The following is a 26,934-nucleotide window of genomic DNA, read 5'->3' as shown; positions in this document are numbered from 1 at the left end:
AAATTTGTGGGTTTTAACAAAAACGAAAAAGGATATCGCGTCCATCCCGTTTAAAAACAAAGTTTGTGCAATAACCAATCTAAATTTACGAAGTCTATTTTTTTAATCGCTCAGAAAACATTGTATGTTTTGCTAAAAACAGGTAAAGCACTTGCAAAATGAAACGGAAATAGTTGAATTATCTACGCCATTTAAACCCGACCGAAGTGAGAAAGCCCGCAAGGTGAGGAACGAACTGCGGACTTGAAACGGGGGCGGGACTGCTGTTTACCAAAAGCTAAAAAATTGCTTTACAAATGTTTTTTATCTTTCTTTTTAACACCAATTTTTTTAACGCTAAAAGTGAAATAATGTTGGTATAAATAACTAAATGCGGCAATTAAAACTGAAACTACAACTTTTGAAACGGTTGGATAAACGCCTAAATACTCGATAAAAAACTTCTGCATAACGTAGGTTAGCAATATGTTTATAAAGTTTAAGTTTAAAAAGCGTAGCAACTGAATATGTGCTTTTACTTCGCTATGCGTAAAAATTACGTACCTGTTAAGTAAAAAACTGTATGGAATTACAACCATAAAATCGGCTATTAATGCTGCGGTTTCTCTTCTAACGGTGAAAAACAGAATATTTACATCTTCTGCTAAAAAAAGATAGTGAAAAGCCAACCAATACACCGCGATGCCCAAAAGCCATGTACTGCCACCGGTTGCCAAATACCTAAAATTATGCTGAGAAATAAAGCCTTTAAATGGAGGATAGAAAAAATCGATAAAAGCCAGGATGAATTTTCGCATTAGATTAACTTAAGTTGCAAAGGTAATTTTTTTAAATATTTATTGTGGATTGGCACAAAAAAAGTCTTGGGTTTTAAACCAAGACTCTTAAATATATAAAGATTAATTGTTTGTTTTTAATTAGGGACTTTTTGAGTGTAAAAATTTTAGATTTAGTTATTTTGAAAGGGTGTTTGGCTCTGCAACAAAATCGATTACTGCGCACCAACTGTAAGATGGGTGAGGTTGAATGCTTATTCCGACTGTATTTAATTTATATTTTCGATCTAACAAGTTAAATCTGTGCCCTAGTGATGGCACGCCACAATCTAATAGTAAATGGCAAACAATATCTAAACTATTCGAATAGCCGAAATCTATATTTTCACTCATTGCCTTTTTGGGGAAATATTTTGATACGCGTTTAGAAAAAGAATCGCCATTGCTGCTTTCATGCGTATCAATATTATTCCGATTCAAATCTATTGCATGGCTTCTGCTCACTGCACTTAACTGTTCATTTGGGTAAAACATTGGCAGGTTTTTAATGCCTTTTACATGTTTTAATAATGATAGGTAATAAGCATTATTTCGCGAAATTTTAAGTTCATTATAATTGCGGTATTTTTTAACTTTCTCGTTGTAGTTGTTAATGTAATCTTCTAGAAAGGTGTAATAAAATTTCTCTCCATCAATGCGTATAAGGTTCATGTATAGCAGTGTATTTTTTTCTTCGCTGGTTAAATAGTCTGCATATACACCCGTATTTGCTTTTTTAAATTCAGCATCTGTCCAGCGTTGCGCTATTGCAGCATTAGCGTATAGAAATAAAAATATGCCGGAGATAAAAAAAAGGCGAAACATGTTTGGTTTTACAATGATAACATGATAACGCCTTGAAGTTGTATTTATTTTTTGCTGTTAATAAAAGTGTTAAATTTTTTAACAAAAAGCCCTCAACACTATTGAGGGCTTTTATTTAATGTCTACAAAAACATACCGCCTGATGCTTCAATACGTTGTGCATTAATCCATTTGGCTTCTTTTGTGCACAAAAAGGCAATAACACCACCAATATCATCTGGTAAGCCAACTCTGCCCAAAGCAGTTTGAGAGGCAATCATTTTATTTAATTGCTCGTTATCTCTAACAGCACCACCACCAAAATCGGTTTCGATTGCACCCGGTGCTACAATATTTACATTGATACCTCTAGAACCTAATTCTTTAGCCTGATACTTGGTGAGTGTCTCCATTGCACCTTTCATAGATGCGTAAGCCGCATAACCCGGTAAAGCAAAACGAGCCAAGCCGGTAGAAACATTTATAATGCCGCCACCATCATTTAATATGGCCAATACTTTTTGTGTTAAAAAGAATACTCCTTTAAATTGAATGTTTAACAAAGTATCAAATTGTTCTTCTGTGGTTTCTTCGAAAGATGCGTGAACACCAATCCCTGCATTGTTTACCAAATAATCAATTTTTTCAGCATTAAAATTCGACTTCAGAATGGCCTTAACATCGTTAACAAATCCATCAAAGCTTTTTACATCGCCAACATTTAATTGTAATGCTGCTGCATTTACGCCAATTGCTTTAAGCGCTTCTACGGTTTCATCTGCATCATCTTTTTTCGATTGATAAGTTATTAAAACATCCAACCCTTTTTTAGCCAAATGAATAGCTGCGTTTTTACCTAAGCCTCTGCTTCCGCCGGTTACTAGTACAATCTTATTTTGTATTTCCATTTTTCTTTTAATTTGATAAACAAAATTAAATGGAAAGGTGCTGCAAAAATGGTGATACGTTAAGGAAAAATGGTGAGTACTTAAGTTTTATATGGTGATAATTTCCTTTTTTTCTGCCAGCGATTGAAAATATGCTTCGCGGTATTGTTTAGGCGTTTGCCCTGAAAAGTGTTTAAAAAACTTAGTAAAATTTGATGGGTCGTAAGTCAAAATCCTTGCGATTTCAGAAATTGGAGTACTAACATTTTGTAACATCGATTTAGAAATTTCCATTAATCGTTCTTCAAAGAAATAGCATGGCGAATGGCCGGTTGCTGACTTAATGGTGTTGCTGAAATGAGTTGGGTGAACATGCAATATTTCGGCAAAATCCCTAACCTCGAACATTTCGGTGGCTTTGCCAGAAACGATATCGGCTAGGTGTTTATCTAATTCTATAAAATAATCGGCTGCAATTTCGTGTTGGCGGGCAAAGAATTTTTGAGGGATTTTCATTTTCAATCAGTTTTCTGATTTCAAATATAGTTGTGATGATGGCTTGAAATACATAATCTTCAGTTTTTTACATCTAAATAACCGATTGAAATAATGGTCAAGAAGCTTAAATAAAAAAAAAGTCGCAGGCTAAAAAAACCTGCGACTTTAATATTATAATTCAAACTTAGATGTCTATGGTGGTAAAATCTAGGCTAACAAATTCTTCCAGCTAACTTGTTTATTTACAATGTTAGCTAAATCGGCAATGGCAACACGTTCTTGCTCCATGCTATCGCGGTGGCGAATTGTAACTGTGTTATCTTCTAAACTCTGGTGGTCAACTGTAATACAAAACGGGGTTCCAATTGCATCCTGACGGCGATAACGTTTACCTATTGCATCTTTTTCTTCATAAATACAATTAAAATCAAATTTCAAAGTATCCATAATTTCGCGTGCTTTTTCTGGTAAACCATCCTTTTTAGTTAATGGGAAAACAGCAACTTTATATGGTGCCAAAGCAGGATGTAAGCGTAGTAAAGTACGGCTGTCTTGTTTATCTTCTGTGCTTAAATCTTGCTCTTCAAAAGCATTAATCATGGTTAACAAGAACATACGATCTAAACCTATTGATGTTTCGATAACGTAAGGAACGTAATTTCCATAAGGTTTACCTGCTTCATTTAAATCGTTATCAAAATACTGCATTTTTTTGCCAGAAAATTCCTGGTGTTGTGTTAAATCGAAATCTGTACGGCTATGAATACCTTCAACTTCTTTAAACCCGAACGGGAATTCAAATTCGATATCTGTTGCAGCATTTGCATAATGCGCTAATTTAACATGGTCGTGGTAACGATATTTTTCAGGCGAAGTTCCTAAAGCTTTATGCCACTTTAGGCGGGCTTCTTTCCAGTATTCAAACCATTTTTTATCTTCACCAGGGCGAACAAAAAATTGCATTTCCATTTGCTCAAACTCACGCATACGCATAATGAACTGGCGGGCAATTACCTCATTACGGAAAGCTTTACCAATTTGTGCAATGCCGAAAGGAATTTTCATCCTTCCAGATTTTTGAACGTTTAAAAAGTTTACAAAAATACCTTGCGCCGTTTCGGGACGAAGGTAAACTTCATCACTACCTTCGGCCATTGCACCAAATTGCGTGCTAAACATCAGGTTAAACTGGCGAACATCAGTCCAGTTTGAGGTTTTTGAAATCGGACAAATTACTTTGTAATCAACAATTAAATCTTTTAGCTGTGCTAAATTTTCAGATTTAAGGGCCAGGTTCATTTCAACCTCAAGCGCCAATCCTTTTTTCACAAATCTCCAGCTTGCCTCATTAACAAATGGATATTTGCCGTTATCTAAAATCGAATTTTTTTCCTTAAAGCCCGGAATCCATGCCGCTTGTCCTTCGTCGCTTAAACCCAAAATTTCTTGTTGAAATTCTTCGAATTTAGCCTTATTATCTGTGCTAAAATTGGCTAATTCAGAATATAACTCATCAATTTTATTTTCCAATAATTGGTCGGCACGGTAACGTTTTTTCGAATCCTTATTATCAATCATCGGGTCGTTAAAACCATCAACGTGTCCGCTTGCTTTCCAAACTTTCGGATGCATAAAAATTGCAGAATCAATTCCTACAATGTTTTCATGCATTTGCACCATGGCTTTCCACCAATAAGTTTTAATATTGTTTTTCAACTCAGCACCCAATTGGCCGTAATCGTAAACGGCACTTAAGCCATCATATATTTCGCTGCTTTGGAACACAAAACCGTATTCTTTAGCGTGTGATATTACATTTTTAAATTGTTCGTCGTTATTCTTTTGAGCCATAATGGAGGCAAAGATAATAAATAAGGTAAAAGGTAAGAGGTAAAAGGTAAAAGGTTTTTAACAAGCGTTTTGACGTTATAAAATTACCTAAACAAATTATCCTAGATGTTTAACGATCGGGTTTAAATTGCAAAGGCTGTTCAATTATTAAAGTTTCATCAGCATTGCTAACAAAAAAAACGATGCTGCTGCTTGCAACATCGTTCTAATTTTAAAAAAAAATGGTTTGGCTAAATGTTAACGTCCCTTTCTTCCTCAACACTTAAAACGCCTTTAATTTTCTTTACATCTGTTATTTTCTGGCTTGTTGGCACAATAATAATCACACCTATGGCTTCAAGTGTTTCAACACTTTTCACACCAAGTTTTCTGAGCTCGGCAGTTACCGTGTCTAAACTACCACCCTTAACAGATATTAACCATTTTGATTTCATCTTATTATTCTTTCAATTGGACCAATTGGGTCGATAGGGAATCTTGGGTTGACCAAAATTGGCACTTTCTCAAGCGGAAATCTATCAATCGGAATCCTGTCAATTGGAAATTTAATTAACCTGGTTTTTGTAGGTGCCTGCACTAAACCTGCACCAACGTCTCTAGCTGGCGAAGATAATACTTTTGCAGTTGAGGTTAATTTGCGCCATAAGTTAATACCGCGTAAACCTGTTGCCTGTGCCCAAAGTGCTGCAATGCCCGCAACATGTGGTGTAGCCATACTGGTACCATTCCAGGTTGCATATTTGGTTGGCAATTTGGTAGATGAATACACACTCACACCAGGAGCAGCAATATCAACAGCGCCATAAGTAGGGTATAAGCCACCGTTAGAGAAATTTGCAACATTCATATTAACATCTACAGCACCAACCGCCATTATGGACGGACAATTTGCAGGATGCATCACTTGTCTAACCGTACCTGGTCTTGCAGAATCGTTACCGGCAGCAGCAATAATCAAAGTTCCTTGGGCTAAAGCTCTGGCTGCAGCGGTTTCAAACACAGCTGAATAACCTGAGCCATTTAAAAAGCCTCTTAACGACATGCTTACAACTTCGCAACGGTTCGCAATTGCCCAGTTAATGCCCGCAAGGATGCCGCCATCGCCGCCAGAACCACCATTACTTAATACTTTGCCGATGTAAATGCTTGCAGCATAAGCAATTCCATATCTTTCAGAAGCTGATGGAGAACTCAAAGGACCGCAAGCAGTACCGGTACAATGTGTTCCGTGTCCGTGTCCGTCTTGCGTGGTTTCTCCTGAAATAAAACTTTGGTGTACCACAGGTCGGCCAGCAAAATCGGGATGATTAAAATCAAAACCCGTATCTAAAATGGCAACTTTTATTCCTGCTCCGTTATATGGGTTGTACCTTAAGAAATTTGTTGGAACTACGTTGGTTGCTTTTAATCCCCAGGTTGCACCAACAGATTCAACATCTGATTCTTGTTCGGCATAGCTCGATTCGTCCATCTCCTGGCCAACCAAAACATTTGCAATCTGATTGATGGCATCTCTGTAACCTTCAACGTAGTTTTGAGTACTTTCATCAAGCATGCCGATGGCATAAACAACCGTTTCTTTTTCCACAATCATTTGGCTGTCGCCAAAACTGCTAATGTTGTTTTCAATTTTTGGTTTTTCATTTACAATGGCAATTCCAAGTTTATCTAAGATAATTCCATCGGTTTTGGCAAGGTCTTTATCTGTAAAAAATTCGTTTTCAAATTCAAGTGAGCTTTTAAGGTTCAGTCCGCTAATTGAGTTGATTTGGTTGATAGAATCTGATGTATTCGATCCTTCAGGTAATAGTACAAGATATCGGCCAGTGTACTCTACCTTTTCTTCTTTTTTTAAAGTTTTTGACATGATTTTTAGTTTTATTGAATGGTTACCTACTCTGTTTAGGATTTTCGGTTTATTCCTTTAAAATCGTCGACGTTTAACACTACCAAAATTGTTATAGTTTGAATAGAAAACTGGCAGGTAAATCACTAAAAATCAGTGGGAAAAGTAACAAATCGATTATTGGTGAAAACAACTAAAAAAAATATGGGGAAAACCCCATGTTTTATGGTTTAAAGATTTACCACATTTGAGAATAAAAGTTAACTTTAATAAAAACCAAAAAACTATGGAATCGAACCCAACATTCAGTTACATTATTGCTTTTGTTTTAGGAGCAATTGCATTTTATTTAATTCAAAAATTTTTTAGAGGCTCAGTTAAGGATACACCAACAGGAAAACCCAACACTATGCCCCAAAAAGCTATTCAACTGATGGTTGATAACTACCGTAATATTCAGCTGGAATTGATTAATAAAACGCTCGGTATAAATGATGCACACTCTGTTTGGTTTGATTTAAAAACCTTGAAAAAATTTATTCAGGATATCGAAAATGAAAGTAAAAGGGTAAAACAAGACATTAGCGATGATAGCCTGGGCTTACGTTTTTATTACGCAGCTTACCCAAAAGCAGATAATTGGGATATTTTTGGAAAGAATAATAACATACCAAAAGAATCTGCCGAAAAACATACATTGATAATGATACCAACATTAAAAATGAAAAGTGTTGATGGGTATTTAGACTTTGACTTTAATCCGCTGGATGAAAGAACATACTCGCCCGATAGAGCAACGCAAGGCCAAAGCATGCGTATGATGAAAATTAGTGATGACGGCGAAACGCAAGCGATGCAGGTAATGGCCCAAAACCACGGACAAACAATTCCACCGGCTGTTACCGTTGTAGAAAATTATTAGTAAAAATGGAATTAAGTAATTTCCAGAAATTTTTGAGCGATAGCTTTCTTTGGGTAGAAGGCTTAGCTGCAATTATCGCTTTGCTTAATTATGCAACATTAAAAAATCAATATTGGCGATTTTTTATCTATTATTTAGTAATCATCTTTTTAAGTGAAATTATTGGCAAATGGGGTGGTTTATATTTCAGCTTCTCAAAGGCAAAATATTATAACTACCTCATTATTCCCTTTCAATTTATATTTTTTTATTGGCTATATGCCATCAAATGTTTTAATAGCAAAGTGCTATTTTATTTATGCTCTACAATTTACTTTTCTTCGTTTTTAGTAAGCGAATTGTTTTTTAGAGAGAGCAAAATCTATTTCTCCTTCAACTACACTTTAGGTTGCTTATTGCTAATGTTTTTAGTGCTTAAAGAATATTATAATCAGGTTAATTCTATAAACATCCTCAATTTTCATAAAAATAAAATGTTTTACATAAACTTAGGTGTAACACTTTTTTACATCGGTACTTTGCCGTTTTTTACATTTTATTCTTTGCTAAAAGATTATTCAACCATTTGGGATATTTATTACAATTACTTCTTAATTTCAGGTGTAGTTATGTATTTATTATTTTCAATTTCATTTATATGGGGAAAACAGAGCTATTAATTACGGTTATTTTATTTAACCTGTTTTTTGTGAGTTTTACTGTTGCCATTATGGTTTACATCAGGAAATATAAATCGAGAAAAAAGGAGTACTTAAATGAAATAAAAATCAATAATGAAATACATCAAAAAGAACTTTTATCAACTCAATTAGAAATACAGCAAGATACCATGCAACAAATCGGTAGAGAACTGCATGATAACATTGGGCAAAAATTAACTTTGGTAAGCTTGTATGCGCAGCAACTCGTTTACGAAAAAAAAGTGCCACAGGCGAGTGATAAAATTGAACAGATATATCAAATTGTAAATTCCTCTTTACAGGATTTACGAAGCCTATCGAAAAATTTAACAAATGATAATGTTAGTAGAAATGAAATTGTAACTTTAATACAAGATGAAGTAAATCATTTAAATGCATTGAAAAAGTGTGAGGTTTTGTTCAATTACAATTGTGATTATTTTGATTTAGACTTTGTTCGTAAAAATGTTTTACTAAGGATTACGCAAGAATTTCTTCAAAATAGTTTAAAGCATGCTAATTGTGATGAGATTAAAATTGATTTACAATCTGATAATGAAGCCTTTTTAAGGTTAAAAATTCAGGATAATGGTGTTGGATTTGATTACGAAAAAAATAATGCAGAAGGAATAGGACTTAAAAACATGAAGAAAAGAGCCGAAATTATTGGTGGCAAATTCAGCTTTAAAAGTAAACCTAATCATGGTACGGCACTTACTGTGATTTTAAATAACTAATCATGAAAAAAACCATTGTTATTGTAGATGATCATGTACTTATAGCCAAGGCATTGCAGGGCATCATCAATAATTTTGAAGATTTTGAAGTTATCTATGTTTGCGAAAACGGTAAAGATTTAATAGATAGGTTTATTAATGGAAGTAAAATTCCGGATATTTTACTTCTTGATATTAGCATGCCCGTAATGGATGGTTTTGAAACTGTAACCTGGGTGAAATTAAATCATCCTGAAATATTAGTAATGGCTTTGAGCATGCAAGGTGAAGAAAAAAGTGTTATTAAAATGGTTACCAACGGTGCAACCGGTTATTTATTAAAAAATGCGCATCCGGCAGAATTAGAAAATGCACTAACAAAATTGGCAGCAAATGGATTTTTCTATCCAGAATGGGCATCAAAAATTATATTTTTTAGTTTAAATAAAGCCAAAGAAGCCGAAATTAAAATATCCGATAGGGAAAAAGAATTTTTAAAATACACGGTTACTGAACTTAATTACAAGGAAATAGCGGATAAAATGTTTTGTAGCCCACGGACTGTAGAAAGCTACCGCGACAATCTTTGCGAAAAGTTAGAGCTAAAAACACGAGTTGGTTTGGCCGTTTTTGCCATTAAAAATGGATATGCGTAGCGGAAGGTTAATTATTTGAATTGTTGAATCGGTTAATTAGTTAAATTGTAGAATTGATTAATTGTTTCAATTGCTGAATTAATTAGTCGTTTAAATTGTAGAATTTGTAGACTGTTGAATTGTTCATGCTCGATGTATCAGTTTAACGATTAACCAATAAACACATTCAACCAAAAATCCTCCATTTTACCTTTACCATCTTCCATTTTTTTCTACTTTTGAATCATGAAATTTCACTTATTATTTTTCTTCTCTGTTTTATTGGCTTTTTTATCCTGCAAACAAGAAGAAAAAGTTCATCATTACATTAAATTTGATACCACAAACCAACTTTACCGGTTCTTAAAATGGTCGCCTGATAATCGTTATCCATTAATCAGTGCGCATCGCGGTGGTCCGATGCCTGGCTATCCAGAAAATTGCATAGAAACTTTTGAAAATGCCACCACCTACAATCCAATGGTTATCGAATTCGATATCGCTTATAGTAAAGATTCTGTTTTGGTAATTATGCATGATGATAAACTGGACAGAACATCAACAGGAAAAGGACTGATTGGAGATTATACTTACGATGAACTTAAAGCTTTTAATTTAAAGGATGATGAAGGAAACGAAACTAAATTTAAGATACCGACTTTAGATAGCGTGTTAAGCTGGAGTAAAGGAAAGGTGCTACTAACGATAGATTTAAAGCGAGGTGTTTCTTACGCTAAAGTAATTGAAAAGGTTAAGCAGTACAAAGTAGAGAGCAACTCAATCATTATTACATACAATGCAAATCAGGCTCATGAAGTTCATAAACTGGCTCCGGATTTAATGATTTCGGCATCAGTGCAGAAAAAATCTGAATTAAAAAGACTTAATGATTTAGGTATACCAAATAATAGAATTGTAGCATTTGTAGGTGTTAGCGCTCCTGAAAAGGAACTATACAATTACCTGCATAATAAGGGTATTACTACAATTTTAGGTACAATGGGTAACATTGATAAAAGCTCTATTGCAAATCCTGCGAAGAATATTTATTATCATCTGGTAAGTAATGGGGCCGATATTTTATCATCAGATAATATTGTGCAAGCTGCAGAACAACTTGATAAGTTTCGATACAATAAAAAGATAAGTTCGGCAAATATTAACTAACAATATCGTCATTGCTTTGTGCATTGCAATGGCAACCGATTTATAAAGAAACACAATGAGTATTTCAGTAAAAAGACTTTCTAAACATTACGGCAATCAAAAAGCAGTAGATTCTATAAGCTTTGAAGCAAAGCCTGGCCGTATTCTGGGCTTTTTGGGTCCGAATGGTGCGGGTAAATCTACTACAATGCGTATGCTAACCGGCTACCTCGAAGCTACATCTGGCGAAGCAAAAATTTCTGATAAAAATATCATTCTCGAAGCTGTTGATGCAAAAAAGCATATTGGCTATTTACCTGAAAATACCCCGCTTTATACCGAAATGTACGTAAAGGAATTTTTGAGTTTTGTTGCGCAAACCTACAAGCTTGCAGATATTTCTAAGCGTGTAGCAGATGTGATTGAAATGGTTGGTTTAACGCCTGAACAGCACAAAAAAATTGGAATGCTATCTAAAGGTTACAGACAAAGGGTTGGTTTGGCTCAGGCGATTATTCACAATCCGGAAGTTTTAATTTTGGATGAACCTACATCAGGTTTAGATCCAAATCAACTGGTTGATATAAGAGCCTTGATTAAAACGTTGGGTAAAGATAAAACCGTCATTATTTCTACACACATCATGCAGGAGGTTGAAGCTATTTGCGATGATATCATCATCATTAATAAAGGCAAAATTGTAGCCAATGATACGTTGGAAGGTTTGAAAATGGCAAATAATCAAAATTCATTAGAGGATATTTTTAGAAAACTTACGGCTTAATTCATGTTTAAATTTCGGTTACTACTATTTGCCATACTATCATTTTATGCTACAATATTAAAAGCTCAAAATACAACTAATTTAAGCATTGGTGCAGAAATCGGGCTTCCATCCGGAAATTTCTCAGGTATTTCGGCAATAGGAACAGGTGGCTCCATAAAATTTGATTTACCGATTTCAAATCAACTTGCTATAAGTTTAAACGGCGGTTTTATGAATTTTTTTGGCAGAAGAAACCAAGTTCTGATGGTTAAAGATTTAACTTACATCCCATTAAAAGCTGGTTTAAAATATTACCTAAGCGAAGGTTTTTACGCAGAAGCGCAATTAGGCGCAGGAATCCCAATAAATGAAACACAAAAAACACTAGCGATTTGGTCGCCAGGAATTGGAAATATATTTAAACTGAGAAATAAGGGATTGTTGGATGTTGGTTTAAGATACGAAGGCTGGACGGGAAAAAATGATAATATTCAACTATTAAATTCTTCAAATACAAAAGGTTTTGCAGGCTTAAGAATAGCTTATGCTTTGGAGCTTTAGATATTTCCTTTATACACAGATGCTTTATATCATTTTAAAAATAATGTATTTCAAAGTCTTTTAACCACTTAGTTTAACAGTAAGACATCTATAAATTACTTTATTATTTTGTTAACTTCGGCATTTAAATTTAGTTATGTACGCAGTTTTTAAACGCGAATTAAATAGTTTTTTAAGTTCGATGGTTGCTTTCATAACCATAGGCGTTTTTTTATTGGTTTCTGGACTTTTGCTGTGGTTTTTTCCTGATACATCAATTCTCGATTACGGCTACGCAGAAATGGGTGGCTTCTTTAGTTTAGTTCCATATCTTTTTATGTTTTTAATTCCGGCGATAACCATGCGCTCATTTGCCGAAGAAAAAAAGGAAGGTACCTACGAATTGTTAATTACCAAGCCAATTACGCTTTGGCAAATCATCTTTGCTAAATATTTATCATGTTTAGTTTTGGTTTTATTTGCTTTAATACCTACAACAATTTATTATTTTTCAATATCAAAACTTGGTTTACCTGAAGGAAATATAGATTCAGGGGCAGTTATAGGCTCCTACATTGGGCTCTTTTTATTAGGCACCGCATTCACTTCGGTTGGAATTTTTGCTTCATCGCTCACCAAAAACCAGATTATTGCCTTTGCTGTTTCAGCGGCACTTTGTGCTTTTGCTTTCTTGGGCTTTGATTACACAAGTCAACTTTTTGCCTTAAAAAGTTTCGAAACTACTATATCATCTTTAGGGATTAATGAACATTACCAATCGATAAGTAGAGGCGTTTTAGATACCAGAGATTTAATATACTTTATTAGTTTTTCATCAATATTTCTATTATTTACAATGTTGGCTGCGGGAGGAAAGAAATAATGAAAAACAATAAAAACTGGTTAAATATAATTGTCGTTTTCTTAATTCTTATTTTACTAAATCTTACTGGAAGATATTTTTTTCATCGCTTTGATTTTACAGCTGATAAGCGTTTTACCTTAACCGATAAAACTAAAAATGCATTAGCAAAAAGTCAAAAACCTATAACTATAACAGTTTTTTTAAATGGAGAATTGCCTGCAGCTTTTAAGCGTTTTCAAACATCTGTAAAAGATTTGCTTAACGATTATAAGGCATATTCTAACGCAGATCTAAAAGTTGTTTTTGTCGATCCTTTAGCCGGATTAAGCGTTGCAGATCAGGATACGGTTATCAATAATTTATACATGCACGGTATTGAAGCCACAAATTTAAGTGTTAAAACAGAAAGTGGCTTAACGCAAAAGTTGGTTTACCCTATGGCAATGATTGAGAGCGATGGGAAAGAATTACCGGTTAAACTTTTTCAAAATCTTGATGCCAGCGGAAATTATGAAGACAATATTAACCGTTCGATAGAAAACCTGGAATATGTATTTACTTCGGGCATTAAAAAAGTAGTTAATGGCAATAATCCCCGAATAGGCTTCACAGAAGCCAATGGAGAACCAAGCGATTTAGAACTTTATGATGCAATCCATACACTTTCTAATAGTTATGAAGTTGGAAGAGTAAATTTAAACACCATCGATAAAGCAGGGTTGGATAAGTTGAAAATGATGGTTATCATAAAACCTCAGCAAGCATTTACCGAAACTGAAAAGTACAAAATAAATTATTTTGTAATGAATGGGGGCAGGGTGCTTTGGAGCATCGATCAGGTATCTGCCGAATTGGATAGTTTGCAGGGGAAAGGCTCGCAAATGGTTTTTAATAAAAATCTTAATCTTGATGACATGCTTTTTATGTATGGGGCAAGAATCAATTATAATATCATAGCGGATAAAAATTCTGCTGAAATTCCGGTTTCGACAGGTGTTGTGGGTGGCCAGCCGCAAATACAACTTGTGCCTTGGCTTTATTATCCAATTTTGTTACCAGATACCGCCGCCAGTTTAGTTAAAAACTTAGATGGTATTAAAGCCGAGTTTCCGAGCACCGTTGATACGATTGGCGCTAAAGGTGTAAAGAAAACCTATATATTAACCACATCATCATTTAATAAGGTTTTTAACGTACCAAAGTTGTTTTCTTTGCAAATGGTTGCCGAACAACCAGATCCTAAGTCGTTTCAAAATCCGCTGCAAAGTGCAGGCGTTTTGTTAGAAGGCGAATTTCCTTCAGTATTTGCCGGCAGACCTTTGCCAGCTCAAATAGCAAGTACATTTACTAATGCAAATGTGGGCAAAAGCGCTAAAATGATTGTAATAGGGGATGGTGATATTTTTAAAAATCAGGTTGTAGCTAAAGATAATTCTCCATTACCATTAGGTTTTGACAGATACACTCAACGTACTTATGGTAACAAAGCTTTGCTCTTAAATATTGCCGATTATTTTACTGATGATGATAACCTAATAGAGCTAAGAAACAAGGAAGTTAAAATTCGGTTATTGGATAAAGCCAAAATCAAGCTCGAAAAAACTAAATGGCAGATTATTAATGTTGTTTTTCCATTATTAGTGTTAATATTCTTTGCAATTTTTCAACATTATTACCGCAAGTACAAGTACGCTAAATAATTTTTATATTTTTGAAGAAGACTAAAAGATATCATGAGATTTATAGTATCCACATCAACTTTATTAAAACACCTGCAAACTGTTAATGGTGCATCTAGCAGCAGCACAGTTTTACCTATATTAGAAAATTTTCTTTTTGAAATTAAAGATGGCAATTTAACAATCTCTGCTACCGATTTGCAAACCAGCATGACTACTGCTCTGGCTGTAGAATCGAAAGAAGAAGGAAAAGTTGCTGTTCCATCTAAAATTTTATTAGATACGCTTAAAACTTTACCAGATCAGCCAATTGCTTTTAACATTGATGATACAACATTTGCTATAGAAATTAGCGCAGGCGATGGAAAATATAAACTTAGCGGTGAGAACGGCGATGATTTCCCTAAAATCCCTGTAGTTGAAAATGCATCATCTGTTAATTTACCTGCCTCTGTTTTAACTGAAGCAATAACAAAAACAATTTTTGCGGTTAGTAACGATGAATTAAGACCGGCAATGACAGGTGTGTTTTGCCAGTTATCACCTCAGCACATTACATTTGTAGCAACTGATGCGCATAAGCTTGTACGTTATCGTCGTATGGATAGTAAAGCTGATAAAGCGACATCATTTATTCTACCTAAAAAAGCCCTTACATTATTAAAAGCTGCATTACCAACCAATGATATTAATGTATCAGTTGACTATAATGCAACAAGTGCTTTCTTTAAATTTGAGAATATAAATTTAGTGTGTCGTTTAATAGACGAGCGCTATCCTGATTATGAGGCAGTTATCCCTCAAAATAATCCTAATAAATTGGTTATTGATAGAAGTTTGTTTTTAAATACGCTTCGTCGTGTGGTAATCTTTGCTAATAAAACTACGCACCAGGTTAGGTTAAAAATAAACGGAAGCGAATTAAATATTTCATCAGAAGATTTAGATTTTGCTAACGAAGCACACGAACGTTTAAGTTGCCAATATGATGGTGAAGACCTGGAAATTGGTTTTAATGCTCGTTTCTTAATAGAAATGCTAAATAATTTAAGTGGAGATGAAGTTACTTTAGAACTATCTACACCGAATAGGGCAGGATTATTAATTCCTCAAACAAATGATGAAAACGAAGATGTATTGATGCTTGTAATGCCAGTAATGTTAAACAACAGTTACTAATTACTAACATTTTAGTTACACATATTTATAATGGCTTGGTTTTTGAACCAAGCCATTTTTGTTTAAACCAAATAACCATCTCATGAAAAGCTCTAATCCTTCATCTTTCAAAACACATATTTTTTTGTTGATATGTTGTTCGATATTTTTCATGTATTGTAAAAAACACGATCCAAACGTTGTAGCGAAAGGTGAGGCAAAAATTAAAGTAATTAATGCTGTACAAGGTGAGGTTAAACAAAATGTTTTTGTTGACAATTCAAAAATGACTATTGCCCCACTGGCATTTGGCGAAACCAGTGAATATGTTAAAATCCTCTCTGGTAACAGAAGCGTTAATTTTATGGGTTCTAATAGTTTTAATACAGATACAAACTTGAATTTTACACCTGCTCTTACATACAGCACATTTTTAATTGCAGATAGAGATGGAAAAAAAGAGATTATCAACTTTGAGGATAATCTGAGCATATCAGACATGTCGATGGCGAAAATCAGAGTGGTTAATTTAACGCCATTTTTTAATACAGGTGTTAATGTTAGCATCCAAACTGGTTCACCTTTTATAAATGCTTTAATGTTTAAAGAGGCTTCTAATTACTATACCATAGAGAATGGTGCAGCGCTAAGGTACAACGTTGTGGGCTCTGGGAATATTAAAACTATTGCGGCCACAGATTTATTGCCAGGAAAAATTTATACGATTTGGCTCAGTGGTTTAACTACTGCAACCTTAGAGGCACATTTAATAGTCGATAACTAAGAAATCAAGGCTTTCAAATATTTGAAATACAAAGCCTATCTTTGTAATAATCTTTACAACCACCAATGAAAATTAAATTATCTTCAAATATTAAGTTTGTTTTAGTCTTAGTTATTGCTTCATTTTCAATTGCTTGTGTAAAGAATGATAATAATGATTACGATACCAGAGTTAGGTTTTTAAATGCGATTGACCAGGGTGCACAAGATTTTTATCTTAATGGATTGAAAGTTGCACCAGCTGTTGTTTATGGCTCAAGCAGTAGTTATATAACTGCGGCGGGCGATAAAGAATATAATGTTTATTCAAGAGGCGCTGGTACTTCTAGTATAAGCGATTCTATTAAATATTTATTTAGTGTTGGTAAGAATTATACGGTTTACTATACTAAAAAGTCAGCAACCGATTCTGTATTAACTGTTTTGGAAGATGATCTAGCCCGTGATGCATCTAGTGTTCGATTGTTTTTTATTAATCTGGGTTATAATTTAAGTTCCAACGTTAATATTAGAAATGAATCGTCAAGTGTTGTCAAAATATTAGGTCCTGGAGAAAATTCAGGTTATATAAAGCTCCCTGTTAATGCTGATGCCAATATTTATTTAAATCTTTTGGCTTCGCCTAACGTTACAGATACAATTCTGAATACAAATTTCGTCAAAGGAAATACCTATACAATCATGATTGATGGTGTAAATAAAGGTACCACTGCAGGTAAATTACAAAAACGGGTAATTGTCAGTAGTAATTAAATTTCTACTAATAAATTTAGATTAGTCTTTAAATCAAATTGATATTCCTACTTTTGCCCAAACTTATATACAATTGGAATTACTACAACAACTCTTAGATTTCATTCTTCACATTGATGTTCATTTGGCTCAAATCGTGAATGATTATCAAACCTGGACATACTTAATTTTATTCCTTATAATTTTTGCAGAGACTGGATTAGTTGTAATGCCTTTTTTACCTGGCGATTCTTTGCTATTTGCAATGGGTGCTTTAATTGCTGGAGAGCATGAAACCGGTTTAAATATTTGGCTAATGCTGTTAATTTTAATCGTTGCAGCAATTTTAGGCAATACCGTAAATTTTAAACTGGGCAGTGTATTAGGTGCTGGTGTGTTTAAAGAAGATAATAAGATTCTAAAGCTTAAATATTACGAACAATCTCACGAGTTTTTTGAAAAACACGGAGGAAAGGCTATTATCTTTAGTCGTTTTTTACCGATTTTTAGAACTATTGCACCATTTGTAGCTGGTATTGCTAAAATGCCTTTCGGTCGTTTTACTTATTTTAATATTATTGGCGGCGTTTCATGGATTGTAGCTTTATTATTAGGCGGTTATGTTTTGGGCCAAATTCCAATTATAAAAAATAATTTTGAACTGGTTATTGTTTTCATTGCTGTAGTAACGTTTGTGCCAGCAATATGGGCGGCTGTAAAAAGTAAATTACAACCTAAAAAAATAGAAAAAATAATAGAAGGTGACGATTCAAAATAGAATCTGTTAATCTTTAAATAAACAAAAGGCGAGAAATTATTTCTTGCCTTTTGTTTTTTATCAAATTTCCCTTCCTATAGGTATTCCCTTTAAGTATTTCTTTTCCGTATCCGTATCAGATTTCTTTTCTTCGGGTTTTGGTTCTATTTTGAGTAGATTTTTTAATTCTGGCTGGCCGGCATCAACCCATGCTGAAAACCAAAATGAACCAATTTTTAATATGGCAGCACGCATTTGCTTCTCTACCATATTCTCCATTTTATTGTGATAAGCTTTTGAATAAGCTATTGAATATTGTTTTAAAACGGTGTTGTTCCTTTCAGAGAAACTGTATTTTTTATCTGATGGAAAATTTGCACCAAGCTGAGCCTCAAATTTTAGAACTGTATCAACCAAAGTATTGGTATGTTTAACAATCTTCCAGGCCTCTTTTAAAGGATTTTCTATGTACGTTGCCTTACCAACAATAAAATTATAGTCTGCAGAAAATAGTTCTGGTAATCTGCTCTCCCAAAAAGCATGAATGCCAACCTGATTAGTTAACTGACCATTATGATTAGCTGTTGTGTGCAATGGAACATGTGCATCTCCAATATAATGACCCAAATCTGCTGAGTATTTCAATATTTTAATCGAATCTCGATTTTCAAAAGCCTTAATTAAACTATAATAAGTACGCTGAATTTGCCAGGGAACTATTCCATCCTGATTAAGTTTCTTTAAACCATACTTAGCAACAGCATCATTCCATTTTTCAGGGATGCTATCTATGCTTTTTTCGTAGTTTTCAACATCAAGATAGTGTCTGGGAGCTTCTAGTGTATCGGCATATCTCCGTTTATCAGGGTCTACAGCATGCTCGGTAATGTATTTTATATTTTTCTTGTAGAAAGAAAGCATCCCGGAAGGTAAAGTAAATACAGCAAGATTATTTATTCTTTGATGTGCGAAGAAACCCCAGGAAGTACAGAAAATAAATGGGATGATTAACGCAATTAGAATCGTTAATCTTTTCATTTTTATATTTAAATTTTCAATTATTTAAAAGAAACTCTCCATAATTAATGTGATATAAAATCAAAGCCTATATAATTTTCGGTTAAGATTTTATTCTCTTTGCATTATTATAAATGTTGTAATAATAAATATAAGAATGAATTTTTAAAAGGTTAAAAGATTATGTAATTGATGTAAAAGTTTTTAGATGATAATTATTAGCAAAAAATTTTAATAGATTCGCCAAAAATAAAATCATGGAGTTGTCTTGCCCAGTATCAGCAGAAAGAGTTAATGAAAACGTAGTTAGAATAATTGCTTTTATGGTTGCTTTAATTGCCATTGCTTGTGTTATATCTTCCAACTACTGGGCAATATTGTTTTTACTTATTGATTTTTCTTTTAGAGCATTTACCGATGGAAAGTTTAGTTTGCTCAAAATGGTTGCAGTTAAAGTTGTTAAAACATTCAACATAACTTCAAAAATGAAAGATTTGGCTCCAAAAAAATTCGCGGCAACTTTGGGCTTTATTTTTTGCCTTTTAATTACCGCGACTTTTATATTAAATTTTACTATCGCAACGCTGATATTAACATCTACAATGATAATTTTTGCTTTATTAGAAAGCCTTTTTGCCGTTTGCGTTGGCTGCTATGTTTATTCTTTTTTACAAATACTTAAAAAAGAGAAAGCATAATTATTTCTTTAATGCTTCCCTAACTTTTGGAGCAATCTTTGTCCCAAAAATCTCAATTGATTTCATCATGGCTGCGTGTGATGGACCTCCAACATCCATGTGTGCTGAGAAACGTGTTAAGCCAAAGGTTTCTTCCATCGATAAAATTTTATCTACTGATTCATTTGCATCACCAATAATTAAGGCGCCGCTTTCACTTATTCCACCATCAAATTGGTTTCTTTGATAAGGTGCCCAACCACGACTTTTGCCAATTCTATTCATTTGTGCTGAATATAATGGATAATAATAATCGGCAATTTCCTTACTGTTTTCTCCAAACAAAGAATGCATGTGAACACCAACTTCAAACTTATTCATATCATGGCCATAAGCCTGATATACTTTTTTATAATAATCAAAAAGTGGCTTAAACTGTATAGGCTGACCTCCAATTATAGCAAACATTACAGGTAAACCTAATCTGCCGGCACGCTCTACTGATTCTGGTGTACCACCCACGGCAACCCAAATTTTTAAATTATTGTTTACTGCACGAGGCAAAACCTCTTGATTAACCAATTCTGGTCTGAAATTTCCTTTCCAGGTAATTTTTGCTTCCTTATTTATTTTTAAAAGAAGTTCTAACTTCTCCTCATAAAGTTCATCATAATCTTGAAGGTTATAACCAAACAACGGGAATGACTCGATAAAGCTTCCGCGACCGGCCATAAGTTCAGCTCTTCCATTTGAAAGTAAATCGACCGTTGCAAAATTCTGGTATAGTTTTACTGGGTCTGATGAGCTTAAAACTGAAACTGCACTGCTTAATTTTATATTTTTGGTAACTGTAGATGCTGCGGCTAAAATAATCTCAGGACTAGAAACAGCATATTCATGCCGATGATGCTCGCCAATGCCATAAAAATCTAAGCCCACTTCATCCATGAGCTTAATTTCTTCTATAATTTCCTGTAATCTTTGTTGTGCTGGTTGAATTTCTCCCTTTGCATTCACTTGCAAATCGCCAAACATGCCAATACCTAATTCCATAATCGCTGTAATTTATACAACAAAGTTAATAGGTTAGGAGTAGAGAATTTTTGATGTATGGTAAGAAAAAGGAGGTTTTATGGTTGGATTGGCTTTTTTGACACTCACGTCATTGCGAGGCACGAAGCAATCCTAAAGCCCTAGTTAACAAAACCCGTAGTTGTAAGATTGCTTCGTGCCTCGCAGTGACGGTTAAATGCGTATCAGATCATATCATTGGGCTTCAGACTTCTGACTCTATTCTATCTTCTTTCCCTTCATTGCTGTAGAAATCGCTGCATCCATTACGCGTTCTGCAAACGGACGAGTAAACTCATTAAGTTCATCGGCTTTTTTCAAAATTGTATCTTTTTCTTGCGAAGCCAAAGCTGTTTTCAAAGCCTCGATATAAACTTTAGTTTCTGTAATTTCTTGCTCAATTAAGTGTTCTGCATGTTTTTCAATGAAACGTTCGGCGGTGTAAAGTAGTTGTTCTCCCTCACTGCGAGCTTCAATCAGCATTCTTTGTTCCACGTCACTTTTTGCATGTTCAATACTGTCTAACAGCATTTTCTCTACGGTATCATCGCTCAAACCGTAACTTGGCGTAATTTCAATTTCCTGCTTCACACCCGAGCGTAATTCTATAGCCTGAACAGTCAAAATGCCATCAGCGTTGAGCAAAAAGTTAATATCAACTTTTGGCAAACCTGCAGGCATAGCCGGAATTCCTTTTAAATCGAATTCGGCAAGCTTACGGTTTTCTTTTACCAAATCGCGTTCACCTTGGTAAACAGAAATTTTCATGTTTACCTGACCATCAATTGAAGTAGTGTATTGGCGACCAGCCTTTGTTGGAACCTTACTGTTTCGAGCGATAATTACATCCATTAATCCGCCCATGGTTTCAATACCAAGTGAAAGTGGCGTTACATCTAATAGTAAAATATCAGAACGGTTTCCAGCCAAAACATCAGCCTGGATGGCTGCACCTAAAGCTACAACTTCATCAGGGTTGATATTATCTTGTGGTTTTTTACCGAAGAAATTTTCTACTTGTTGTTTTACAAATGGTGTACGGGTAGAACCGCCAACTAAAATTACTTCATCAATATCAGTTGCAGATAGTTCTGAATCTTTTAGCGCATTTTTGCAAGCAGTTATAGTTTCCTCAACCTTACTTGCAATAAGCTGTTCAAATGTTTGCTTATCTAAAGTACACCAAATTTCGCCAACCTTTTCGTTATATAAATTTTGAGATGATAATGCTTTTTTTGCCGCCTCTGCTTGTAAACGTAAAGTTTGCATCAGTACCGCATCATTAGCTAAAGTTTTAATATCAAGGTTGTTATTCTCTATCCAGTGATTTAGAATGGCTCTGTCAAAATCATCACCACCAAGATAAGTGTTTCCATTTGTTGCCAGAACTTCAAAAATTCCATTCTGAATTTGAAGGATAGAAACATCGAAAGTTCCGCCACCTAAATCGTAAACTGCGATTGTTTTTTGCTGCAATGGATCTAAACCAATTCCGTAGGCTAAACTTGCCGCCGTTGGCTCGTTCACGATACGCATCACATCCAAGCCTGCAAGTTTACCTGCATCACGCGTAGCCTGGCGTTGGCTGTCGTTAAAATATGCCGGAACTGTGATAACTGCTCTGTTTACCGGGGTTTTCAGTGCATGTTCGGCTCTGGCCTTTAGCTCCTTTAAAATTTCTGCTGATAATTCAATAGGTGTATAGAAACGATTTCCAGCCTGAATTTTTACCAATGAATCTGTATCATCATCAATAATTTTGTAAGAAAAAATAGCTGCATGTTCGGCTACATCTTTATAAGAGCGACCTAACAATCGTTTTACAGAGAAAATGGTATTAGCTGGGTCGGTTGTTAAAAACTCTTTCGCCTCATTACCTACAACGGTTTCATTTTGGTTATTGAAATACACAACAGATGGCACCAAAATTCCTTTACCGGCATCGTTAATAACCTGCGGATTTTTATCAGGATTAATAAACGCAACCAAACTGTTAGTGGTGCCTAAATCGATTCCGACTATAATTTCTTCCCTTTGAAACGAACCTGTAGCAAGGTTAATTGATATTTTTGCCATGGGGCGAATTTAAGCAATTGTTGTTTCAAAATTGTTGTAATGTTGTAAAGTTGAAAGGTTTTAATTTGTATTAAATTAGAAGTTTTAAGGAAATTTTGGGTTGAGTTACAACCGCATTCCTCTTAAAAAATCTTCAATCGGCATACGTTTTTTGCCTTCATATTGAATATCCTGAAGTTTGATAAAACCATCTTTAGTAGCAAATTTCAGAAAAGTTTTACCATCCGTTAAAAAGCCTCCGGCTGCAATTGCAGGTTCTTTTTCTTCGATATCCACTTTAAAAATTTTTAATGTTTTATCATTTAATAAAGTAAAAGCAGTAGGATAGGGGCTTAAACCACGAATAAAATTAAAAACTTCTAATGATGGTTTATTCCAGTCAACTTTACAATCTTCTTTAAAAATTTTAGGAGCATGTTTTAATACATCACTTTGTGGTTGTGGCTGTTCTTGGTAGTTTCCTTCAGCAATTGCAGTTACCGTTTTAACCAATAGGCTTGCACCTACGTTCATCAGTTTATCATGTAAATCTCCGGCAGTATCGGTACTTTCAATAGCAACATTTGCACTTTGAATAATGTCTCCGGTATCAATCTCGTGGGTTAAGAAAAAAGTAGTAACACCGCTTTCTTTTTCTCCGTTTATTATGGCATGGTTAATTGGTGCAGCACCGCGATACTGTGGCAGTAAAGAACCATGAAGATTAATTGTTCCTTTAGGCGGCATTGCCCAAACAACTTCGGGCAACATCCTAAAAGCAACAACAACTTGTAAATCTGCATTAAAAGATTTAAGCTGTGCTAAAAACTCAGGATTTTTTAGTTTTTCGGGCTGTAGAACAGGAATATTTTTTTCTACAGCATATTTTTTTACAGCACTTTCGCTTAATTTTTGTCCGCGGCCAGCAGGTTTATCGGCGGCTGTAACAACGGCAACCACATCAAAATTTGCCCTTACTAAAGCATCTAAAGAAGCAACTGCAAAATCGGGCGTGCCCATAAAAACTATTTTCATCTGGAATATGTTGTGTAGTAAATTAACGTGAAATGCTCCCGTTAGGTTTTACAAAATAACTAAAAATTAACCCTATTTTATAGTTTAAAATGATACAAGGTAAAGACGTTGTAAAGGCAAGCGGACTAATTTATGTTACCGATTCGATGCCTGGTATTTACAGAAAAGGGAAACCTGGTAAATTTCATTATGAAGATAAGAACGGCGCAAAAATTACCGACGAAAAGCATTTAGAAAGAATAAAAACTTTGGTAATTCCACCGGCATGGCAAAGTGTATGGATTTGCAATAAAGCCAATGGTTATTTGCAGGTAACAGGTACAGATGCCGCAGGAAGGAAGCAATATAAATACCATACAAAATGGACTTCACGCCGCTCGGAAGATAAATATTTTAGATTATATGAATTTGGCAAAGCCTTACCAGAAGCCAGAAAGAAACTGGCCAGAGATTTAAAACGCAAAGATTTAGACGAGCGAAAGGTGTTGGCTATTTCTGTTGATGTTTTACAAAAAACATTAATCCGTATTGGTAACGAAAACTATAAGCAGCTTTATGGTTCTTTCGGCTTAACCACTTTAAGAGATAAGCATGTTAAAATAAATGGCAGTAAAATTAGCATGGATTTTATTGGTAAAAAGGGTGTTAAACAAAACGTAGAGCTAAACGACCGCTCTTTGGCCAAGTTGGTTAAAAAGTGTCGCGATATTCCTGGGCAAGATTTGTTTCAATTTTATACTAACGGAAAGGAACATAAAAGTATCGATTCGGGTAAGATAAACAGTTATATCAGAGAAATAACCGGTAGTGATTTTACTGCAAAAGATTTTAGAACCTGGGGTGGAACCTTAGAAGCATTAAGACAATTTTCTAAGTGTAAACAAGATGGAGATATAAAAATCAACACAAAAAAAACCATTGTAAACGTGTTGGATTGTGTGGCAAAAAAACTTGGTAATACTAGGGCAGTGTGTAAAAGTTCTTACGTTTATCCTTTGCTTATTAGTGCTTACGAGGAGGAAAAACTAGAAAAGTTTTTGAAGAAAATGGATAATAACAATGGTATAGGTAAATTAGGTTTAGAACACGATGAAAAAGTGTTGTTGTCTTTCCTAAAATCTACGAATAGCAACTAAATTTTTGGAGTAGTCTTTTAAATGAGCATGTTTAGAGTTCATATGCTATCGTCATGCTCAGCTTGACTGGGCATATTAAAGCGTAAATAAACATTTATTTTTCAATTGTTTTTTCGCTTTAAGATTCCCGTTTTCACGGGAATGACGGTTTTATTTATATTGTAAAGCAACGAAGAGTAATTAAAGCTAAAAAGCTTTCACTGTTTTCAGTGAAAGCTTTTTTTATTCTTTAGGTGCTTCTTTTATCGGATGAACAGGTTGTTCTTCGTTTTCTCTCTTTTTTGCTGGTTCCTTAGTCTTTACCGGTTTCTGCGGGCTACTATCATTCGCCTTTCTAACCGTTTTATTGTCTACAGGTTCCCTGCCCTTTGGTACTTCTTGCTCATAATTACTTCCAGGTTTATCACTTTTTTCTTTCTTGCCGCTCATGGTTTAATGATTGAATAAATGAATTTTATGAATTGAATAAAAATCAATCTTTAATTAAAGAACAAAGTTTTATCCACTATTGTTTGATAAATTCACTCATTCAAAATTCAATCATTAATTATACAATAAGTATTTTTTGCGCATGGTTTTATAACTGCTTAATCCTGGTTCCCAGGTTGCTCTGATTTCTGCCTCGCTTTTGCCATCAATAATTTGTTGTCTGAAATCTCCAACTCCAATTAACTTTTCTACTGGCATGGTTTGGTTGCTCAATTTAGAATTAAAGAAATCTTCTTTTTTAGGCGATGCTTTGTATAATTCTATAACCCAACCTAAATTAATTTGTCCTTTTTTTCTTAAGATAGAAGTATCGTAGTTTCTCAAATCAATGCCGAAACATTCTTCATCTTTAAAAATTGGCGTTTCTGCCATTCCTTTTATCCCGGTAGGTGTATAAGAAAATTTATAAATGCCTTTTAAATATGGTGCACCAATTACAGTAAAAGGAAACTGTGTACCGCGGCCATGGTTAAGGTAAATGCCTTCGAATAAGCAAGTTGAAGGGTAAAGCAAAATAGATTGCTGCGTATTTAAATTTGGTGATGGTTTAACGGGCAAAGTATATTCCATATTATGATTATAATTGGCATTTTTAATCACGGTGATTTTGCATTTCAATTTATTTTTTAACCAACCTTCTCCGTTTAACATCTGCGCATACTCGCCAATGGTTAAGCCATGTGCAATTGGAATGGGTTGAATCCCAATGCCCGATTTAAATTTTGGGTCTAAAATCGGACCATCAATTAAATATCCGTTCGGGTTCGGTCTATCTAAAATTAATAGTGGTTTGTTGTTCTCTGCGCAGGCTTCCATTACGTGTTGCAAGGTGTTTATGTACGTGTAAAAACGAACACCTACATCCTGGATATCGAAAACCATGATGTCTATATCAGCCAAATCCTCTTTAGTCGGCTTACTGTGTTTTCCATAAAGTGAAACCGCTTTTATACCGGTTTTTTCATCAACATCATCACTAACTTTTACACCAGCACTAGCATTGCCTCTAAAACCATGCTCCGGACCAAATATTTTCTGGATTTTTATTCCTCTCTTTAACAAACTATCTACAGAGGTTTGCTTACCAATTATTGATGTTGGGTTAACTACCATACCAACTCGTTTGCCTTTTAACAATGGCAAATATTTTTCGGTTTGTTCTGCTCCGGTTTTTATAGCGTTTGCAGGTACACTTGTTTCAGTTGCAGTTACAGGCTCATTTTTTTCAGTTTTTTCTGGTTTAGGTGTTTGCCCGCATGCAGAAAGGGCAATTATACTTATTAAAGCAAAGCTGATATATTTTTTCATTTTAATAGGTTTTTGTTGTGTTATTATGTCAAAACAAACAATTTAGCAATTTTTTAATTATAGATA

General features: G+C 34.5%; 29 protein-coding genes. 15 read left to right on the top strand and 14 right to left on the bottom strand.

What is annotated here, in order from left to right:
• Nucleotides 1-290: 290 nt before the first annotated feature.
• From LUA90_RS02905 to LUA90_RS02875, 7 genes are all read right to left on the bottom strand, one after another.
• On the bottom strand, nucleotides 291-797 hold the full coding sequence (locus LUA90_RS02905; RefSeq protein WP_231490085.1) for a GtrA family protein: 507 nt from the start codon (nucleotides 795-797) through the stop codon (nucleotides 291-293).
• A 156-nt stretch (nucleotides 798-953) separates the two neighbouring features.
• On the bottom strand, nucleotides 954-1,640 hold the full coding sequence (locus LUA90_RS02900; protein WP_231490084.1) for a CAP domain-containing protein: 687 nt from the start codon (nucleotides 1,638-1,640) through the stop codon (nucleotides 954-956).
• Between the two features lie 122 nt (nucleotides 1,641-1,762).
• Nucleotides 1,763-2,527, bottom strand: a complete 765-nt coding sequence (locus LUA90_RS02895; RefSeq protein ID WP_231490082.1) for an SDR family NAD(P)-dependent oxidoreductase — start codon at nucleotides 2,525-2,527, stop codon at nucleotides 1,763-1,765.
• Nucleotides 2,528-2,614: 87 nt separating this feature from the next.
• Nucleotides 2,615-3,022, bottom strand: coding sequence for an AraC family transcriptional regulator (locus LUA90_RS02890; RefSeq protein ID WP_231462835.1), 408 nt, complete (start codon nucleotides 3,020-3,022; stop codon nucleotides 2,615-2,617).
• Nucleotides 3,023-3,211: 189 nt separating this feature from the next.
• Nucleotides 3,212-4,855, bottom strand: a complete 1,644-nt coding sequence (locus tag LUA90_RS02885) for a glycine--tRNA ligase (RefSeq protein WP_231490080.1) — start codon at nucleotides 4,853-4,855, stop codon at nucleotides 3,212-3,214.
• 230 nt (nucleotides 4,856-5,085) lie between these two features.
• Entirely contained in the window at nucleotides 5,086-5,289 is a 204-nt protein-coding gene (locus LUA90_RS02880) for a hypothetical protein (RefSeq protein WP_231490079.1), read from the bottom strand.
• Nucleotides 5,286-6,722 (bottom strand): S8 family serine peptidase, encoded by a 1,437-nt coding sequence (locus LUA90_RS02875; protein WP_231490077.1) that lies wholly within the window; start codon nucleotides 6,720-6,722, stop codon nucleotides 5,286-5,288. Before LUA90_RS02875 ends, LUA90_RS02880 begins: the two co-directional genes overlap by 4 nt.
• 265 nt (nucleotides 6,723-6,987) lie before the next feature.
• Between LUA90_RS02875 and LUA90_RS02870 the strand changes: the two genes are divergently transcribed.
• From LUA90_RS02870 to dnaN, 10 genes are all read left to right on the top strand, one after another.
• Nucleotides 6,988-7,623: a hypothetical protein gene (locus tag LUA90_RS02870; RefSeq protein ID WP_231462867.1), complete on the top strand. Its 636-nt coding sequence runs from the start codon at nucleotides 6,988-6,990 to the stop codon at nucleotides 7,621-7,623.
• 5 nt (nucleotides 7,624-7,628) lie between these two features.
• The gene (locus LUA90_RS02865; protein WP_231490075.1) at nucleotides 7,629-8,282 is read left to right on the top strand and encodes a hypothetical protein; all 654 of its coding nucleotides are present in this window, start codon (nucleotides 7,629-7,631) and stop codon (nucleotides 8,280-8,282) included.
• Complete coding sequence (locus tag LUA90_RS02860; RefSeq protein WP_231490073.1) at nucleotides 8,261-9,040, top strand: sensor histidine kinase; 780 nt, start codon at nucleotides 8,261-8,263, stop codon at nucleotides 9,038-9,040. The genes LUA90_RS02865 and LUA90_RS02860 overlap by 22 nt, the downstream gene beginning before the upstream one ends.
• Before the next feature lie 2 nt (nucleotides 9,041-9,042).
• Nucleotides 9,043-9,675 carry a response regulator transcription factor gene (locus LUA90_RS02855; protein WP_231490072.1) on the top strand — a complete coding sequence of 211 codons (633 nt, stop codon included), beginning with the start codon at nucleotides 9,043-9,045 and terminating at the stop codon, nucleotides 9,673-9,675.
• 225 nt (nucleotides 9,676-9,900) lie between these two features.
• A complete protein-coding gene (locus LUA90_RS02850; RefSeq protein ID WP_231490070.1) occupies nucleotides 9,901-10,821 on the top strand; it encodes a glycerophosphodiester phosphodiesterase family protein in 921 nt (306 codons plus the stop codon).
• Nucleotides 10,822-10,876: 55 nt separating this feature from the next.
• Nucleotides 10,877-11,584, top strand: coding sequence for an ATP-binding cassette domain-containing protein (locus tag LUA90_RS02845; protein ID WP_231490067.1), 708 nt, complete (start codon nucleotides 10,877-10,879; stop codon nucleotides 11,582-11,584).
• Nucleotides 11,585-11,587: 3 nt separating this feature from the next.
• A complete protein-coding gene (locus tag LUA90_RS02840; RefSeq protein WP_231490065.1) occupies nucleotides 11,588-12,127 on the top strand; it encodes a hypothetical protein in 540 nt (179 codons plus the stop codon).
• Between the two features lie 136 nt (nucleotides 12,128-12,263).
• Complete coding sequence (gene gldF / locus LUA90_RS02835; RefSeq protein WP_231490063.1) at nucleotides 12,264-12,989, top strand: gliding motility-associated ABC transporter permease subunit GldF; 726 nt, start codon at nucleotides 12,264-12,266, stop codon at nucleotides 12,987-12,989.
• Nucleotides 12,989-14,671, top strand: a complete 1,683-nt coding sequence (gene gldG / locus LUA90_RS02830; protein WP_231490061.1) for a gliding motility-associated ABC transporter substrate-binding protein GldG — start codon at nucleotides 12,989-12,991, stop codon at nucleotides 14,669-14,671. The genes gldF and gldG overlap by 1 nt, the downstream gene beginning before the upstream one ends.
• Before the next feature lie 33 nt (nucleotides 14,672-14,704).
• Complete coding sequence (dnaN, locus tag LUA90_RS02825; RefSeq protein WP_231462981.1) at nucleotides 14,705-15,829, top strand: DNA polymerase III subunit beta; 1,125 nt, start codon at nucleotides 14,705-14,707, stop codon at nucleotides 15,827-15,829.
• 15 nt (nucleotides 15,830-15,844) lie between these two features.
• Here the strand turns inward: dnaN and LUA90_RS02820 are convergent, their stop codons facing one another.
• Nucleotides 15,845-15,982: a hypothetical protein gene (locus tag LUA90_RS02820; RefSeq protein WP_231490060.1), complete on the bottom strand. Its 138-nt coding sequence runs from the start codon at nucleotides 15,980-15,982 to the stop codon at nucleotides 15,845-15,847.
• On the opposite strand from LUA90_RS02820, the gene LUA90_RS02815 reads away from it, so the two are divergent.
• From LUA90_RS02815 to LUA90_RS02805, 3 genes are all read left to right on the top strand, one after another.
• Nucleotides 15,981-16,592 carry a DUF4397 domain-containing protein gene (locus tag LUA90_RS02815; protein WP_231463010.1) on the top strand — a complete coding sequence of 204 codons (612 nt, stop codon included), beginning with the start codon at nucleotides 15,981-15,983 and terminating at the stop codon, nucleotides 16,590-16,592. The genes LUA90_RS02820 and LUA90_RS02815 overlap by 2 nt on opposite strands.
• 65 nt (nucleotides 16,593-16,657) lie before the next feature.
• Nucleotides 16,658-17,344 (top strand): DUF4397 domain-containing protein, encoded by a 687-nt coding sequence (locus LUA90_RS02810; RefSeq protein WP_231490059.1) that lies wholly within the window; start codon nucleotides 16,658-16,660, stop codon nucleotides 17,342-17,344.
• Between the two features lie 73 nt (nucleotides 17,345-17,417).
• The gene (locus LUA90_RS02805) at nucleotides 17,418-18,101 is read left to right on the top strand and encodes a DedA family protein (protein ID WP_231463029.1); all 684 of its coding nucleotides are present in this window, start codon (nucleotides 17,418-17,420) and stop codon (nucleotides 18,099-18,101) included.
• A gap of 60 nt (nucleotides 18,102-18,161) precedes the next feature.
• Here the strand turns inward: LUA90_RS02805 and LUA90_RS02800 are convergent, their stop codons facing one another.
• Nucleotides 18,162-19,118, bottom strand: a complete 957-nt coding sequence (locus LUA90_RS02800) for a zinc dependent phospholipase C family protein (RefSeq protein ID WP_231490057.1) — start codon at nucleotides 19,116-19,118, stop codon at nucleotides 18,162-18,164.
• 236 nt (nucleotides 19,119-19,354) lie between these two features.
• Between LUA90_RS02800 and LUA90_RS02795 the strand changes: the two genes are divergently transcribed.
• The gene (locus tag LUA90_RS02795) at nucleotides 19,355-19,795 is read left to right on the top strand and encodes a DUF4395 domain-containing protein (RefSeq protein ID WP_231490055.1); all 441 of its coding nucleotides are present in this window, start codon (nucleotides 19,355-19,357) and stop codon (nucleotides 19,793-19,795) included.
• Here LUA90_RS02795 and LUA90_RS02790 read toward each other — a convergent pair whose 3' ends face one another.
• The 3 genes from LUA90_RS02790 to fmt form a co-directional block, all read right to left on the bottom strand.
• Complete coding sequence (locus tag LUA90_RS02790; protein ID WP_231490053.1) at nucleotides 19,796-20,827, bottom strand: Atu2307/SP_0267 family LLM class monooxygenase; 1,032 nt, start codon at nucleotides 20,825-20,827, stop codon at nucleotides 19,796-19,798.
• 237 nt (nucleotides 20,828-21,064) lie between these two features.
• Nucleotides 21,065-22,921 (bottom strand): molecular chaperone DnaK, encoded by a 1,857-nt coding sequence (dnaK, locus tag LUA90_RS02785; protein ID WP_231490052.1) that lies wholly within the window; start codon nucleotides 22,919-22,921, stop codon nucleotides 21,065-21,067.
• Between the two features lie 105 nt (nucleotides 22,922-23,026).
• Nucleotides 23,027-23,935 (bottom strand): methionyl-tRNA formyltransferase, encoded by a 909-nt coding sequence (gene fmt, locus LUA90_RS02780; protein WP_231490050.1) that lies wholly within the window; start codon nucleotides 23,933-23,935, stop codon nucleotides 23,027-23,029.
• A gap of 89 nt (nucleotides 23,936-24,024) precedes the next feature.
• Here fmt and LUA90_RS02775 point away from each other — a divergent pair, with 89 nt between their 5' ends.
• Nucleotides 24,025-25,071 (top strand): DNA topoisomerase IB, encoded by a 1,047-nt coding sequence (locus tag LUA90_RS02775; protein WP_231490048.1) that lies wholly within the window; start codon nucleotides 24,025-24,027, stop codon nucleotides 25,069-25,071.
• A gap of 222 nt (nucleotides 25,072-25,293) precedes the next feature.
• On the opposite strand, the gene LUA90_RS02770 is transcribed toward LUA90_RS02775, so the two are convergent.
• Complete coding sequence (locus LUA90_RS02770) at nucleotides 25,294-25,500, bottom strand: hypothetical protein (RefSeq protein ID WP_231490046.1); 207 nt, start codon at nucleotides 25,498-25,500, stop codon at nucleotides 25,294-25,296.
• A gap of 114 nt (nucleotides 25,501-25,614) precedes the next feature.
• Nucleotides 25,615-26,868 (bottom strand): exo-beta-N-acetylmuramidase NamZ domain-containing protein, encoded by a 1,254-nt coding sequence (locus LUA90_RS02765; protein ID WP_231490044.1) that lies wholly within the window; start codon nucleotides 26,866-26,868, stop codon nucleotides 25,615-25,617.
• Between the last annotated feature and the right edge of the window lie 66 nt (nucleotides 26,869-26,934).

The organism is Pedobacter sp. Leaf170, assembly GCF_920984665.1.
In the GTDB taxonomy this organism is placed as follows: Bacteria; Bacteroidota; Bacteroidia; order Sphingobacteriales; family Sphingobacteriaceae; genus Pedobacter.
This window is presented reverse-complemented; position numbering and strand designations above follow the sequence as displayed.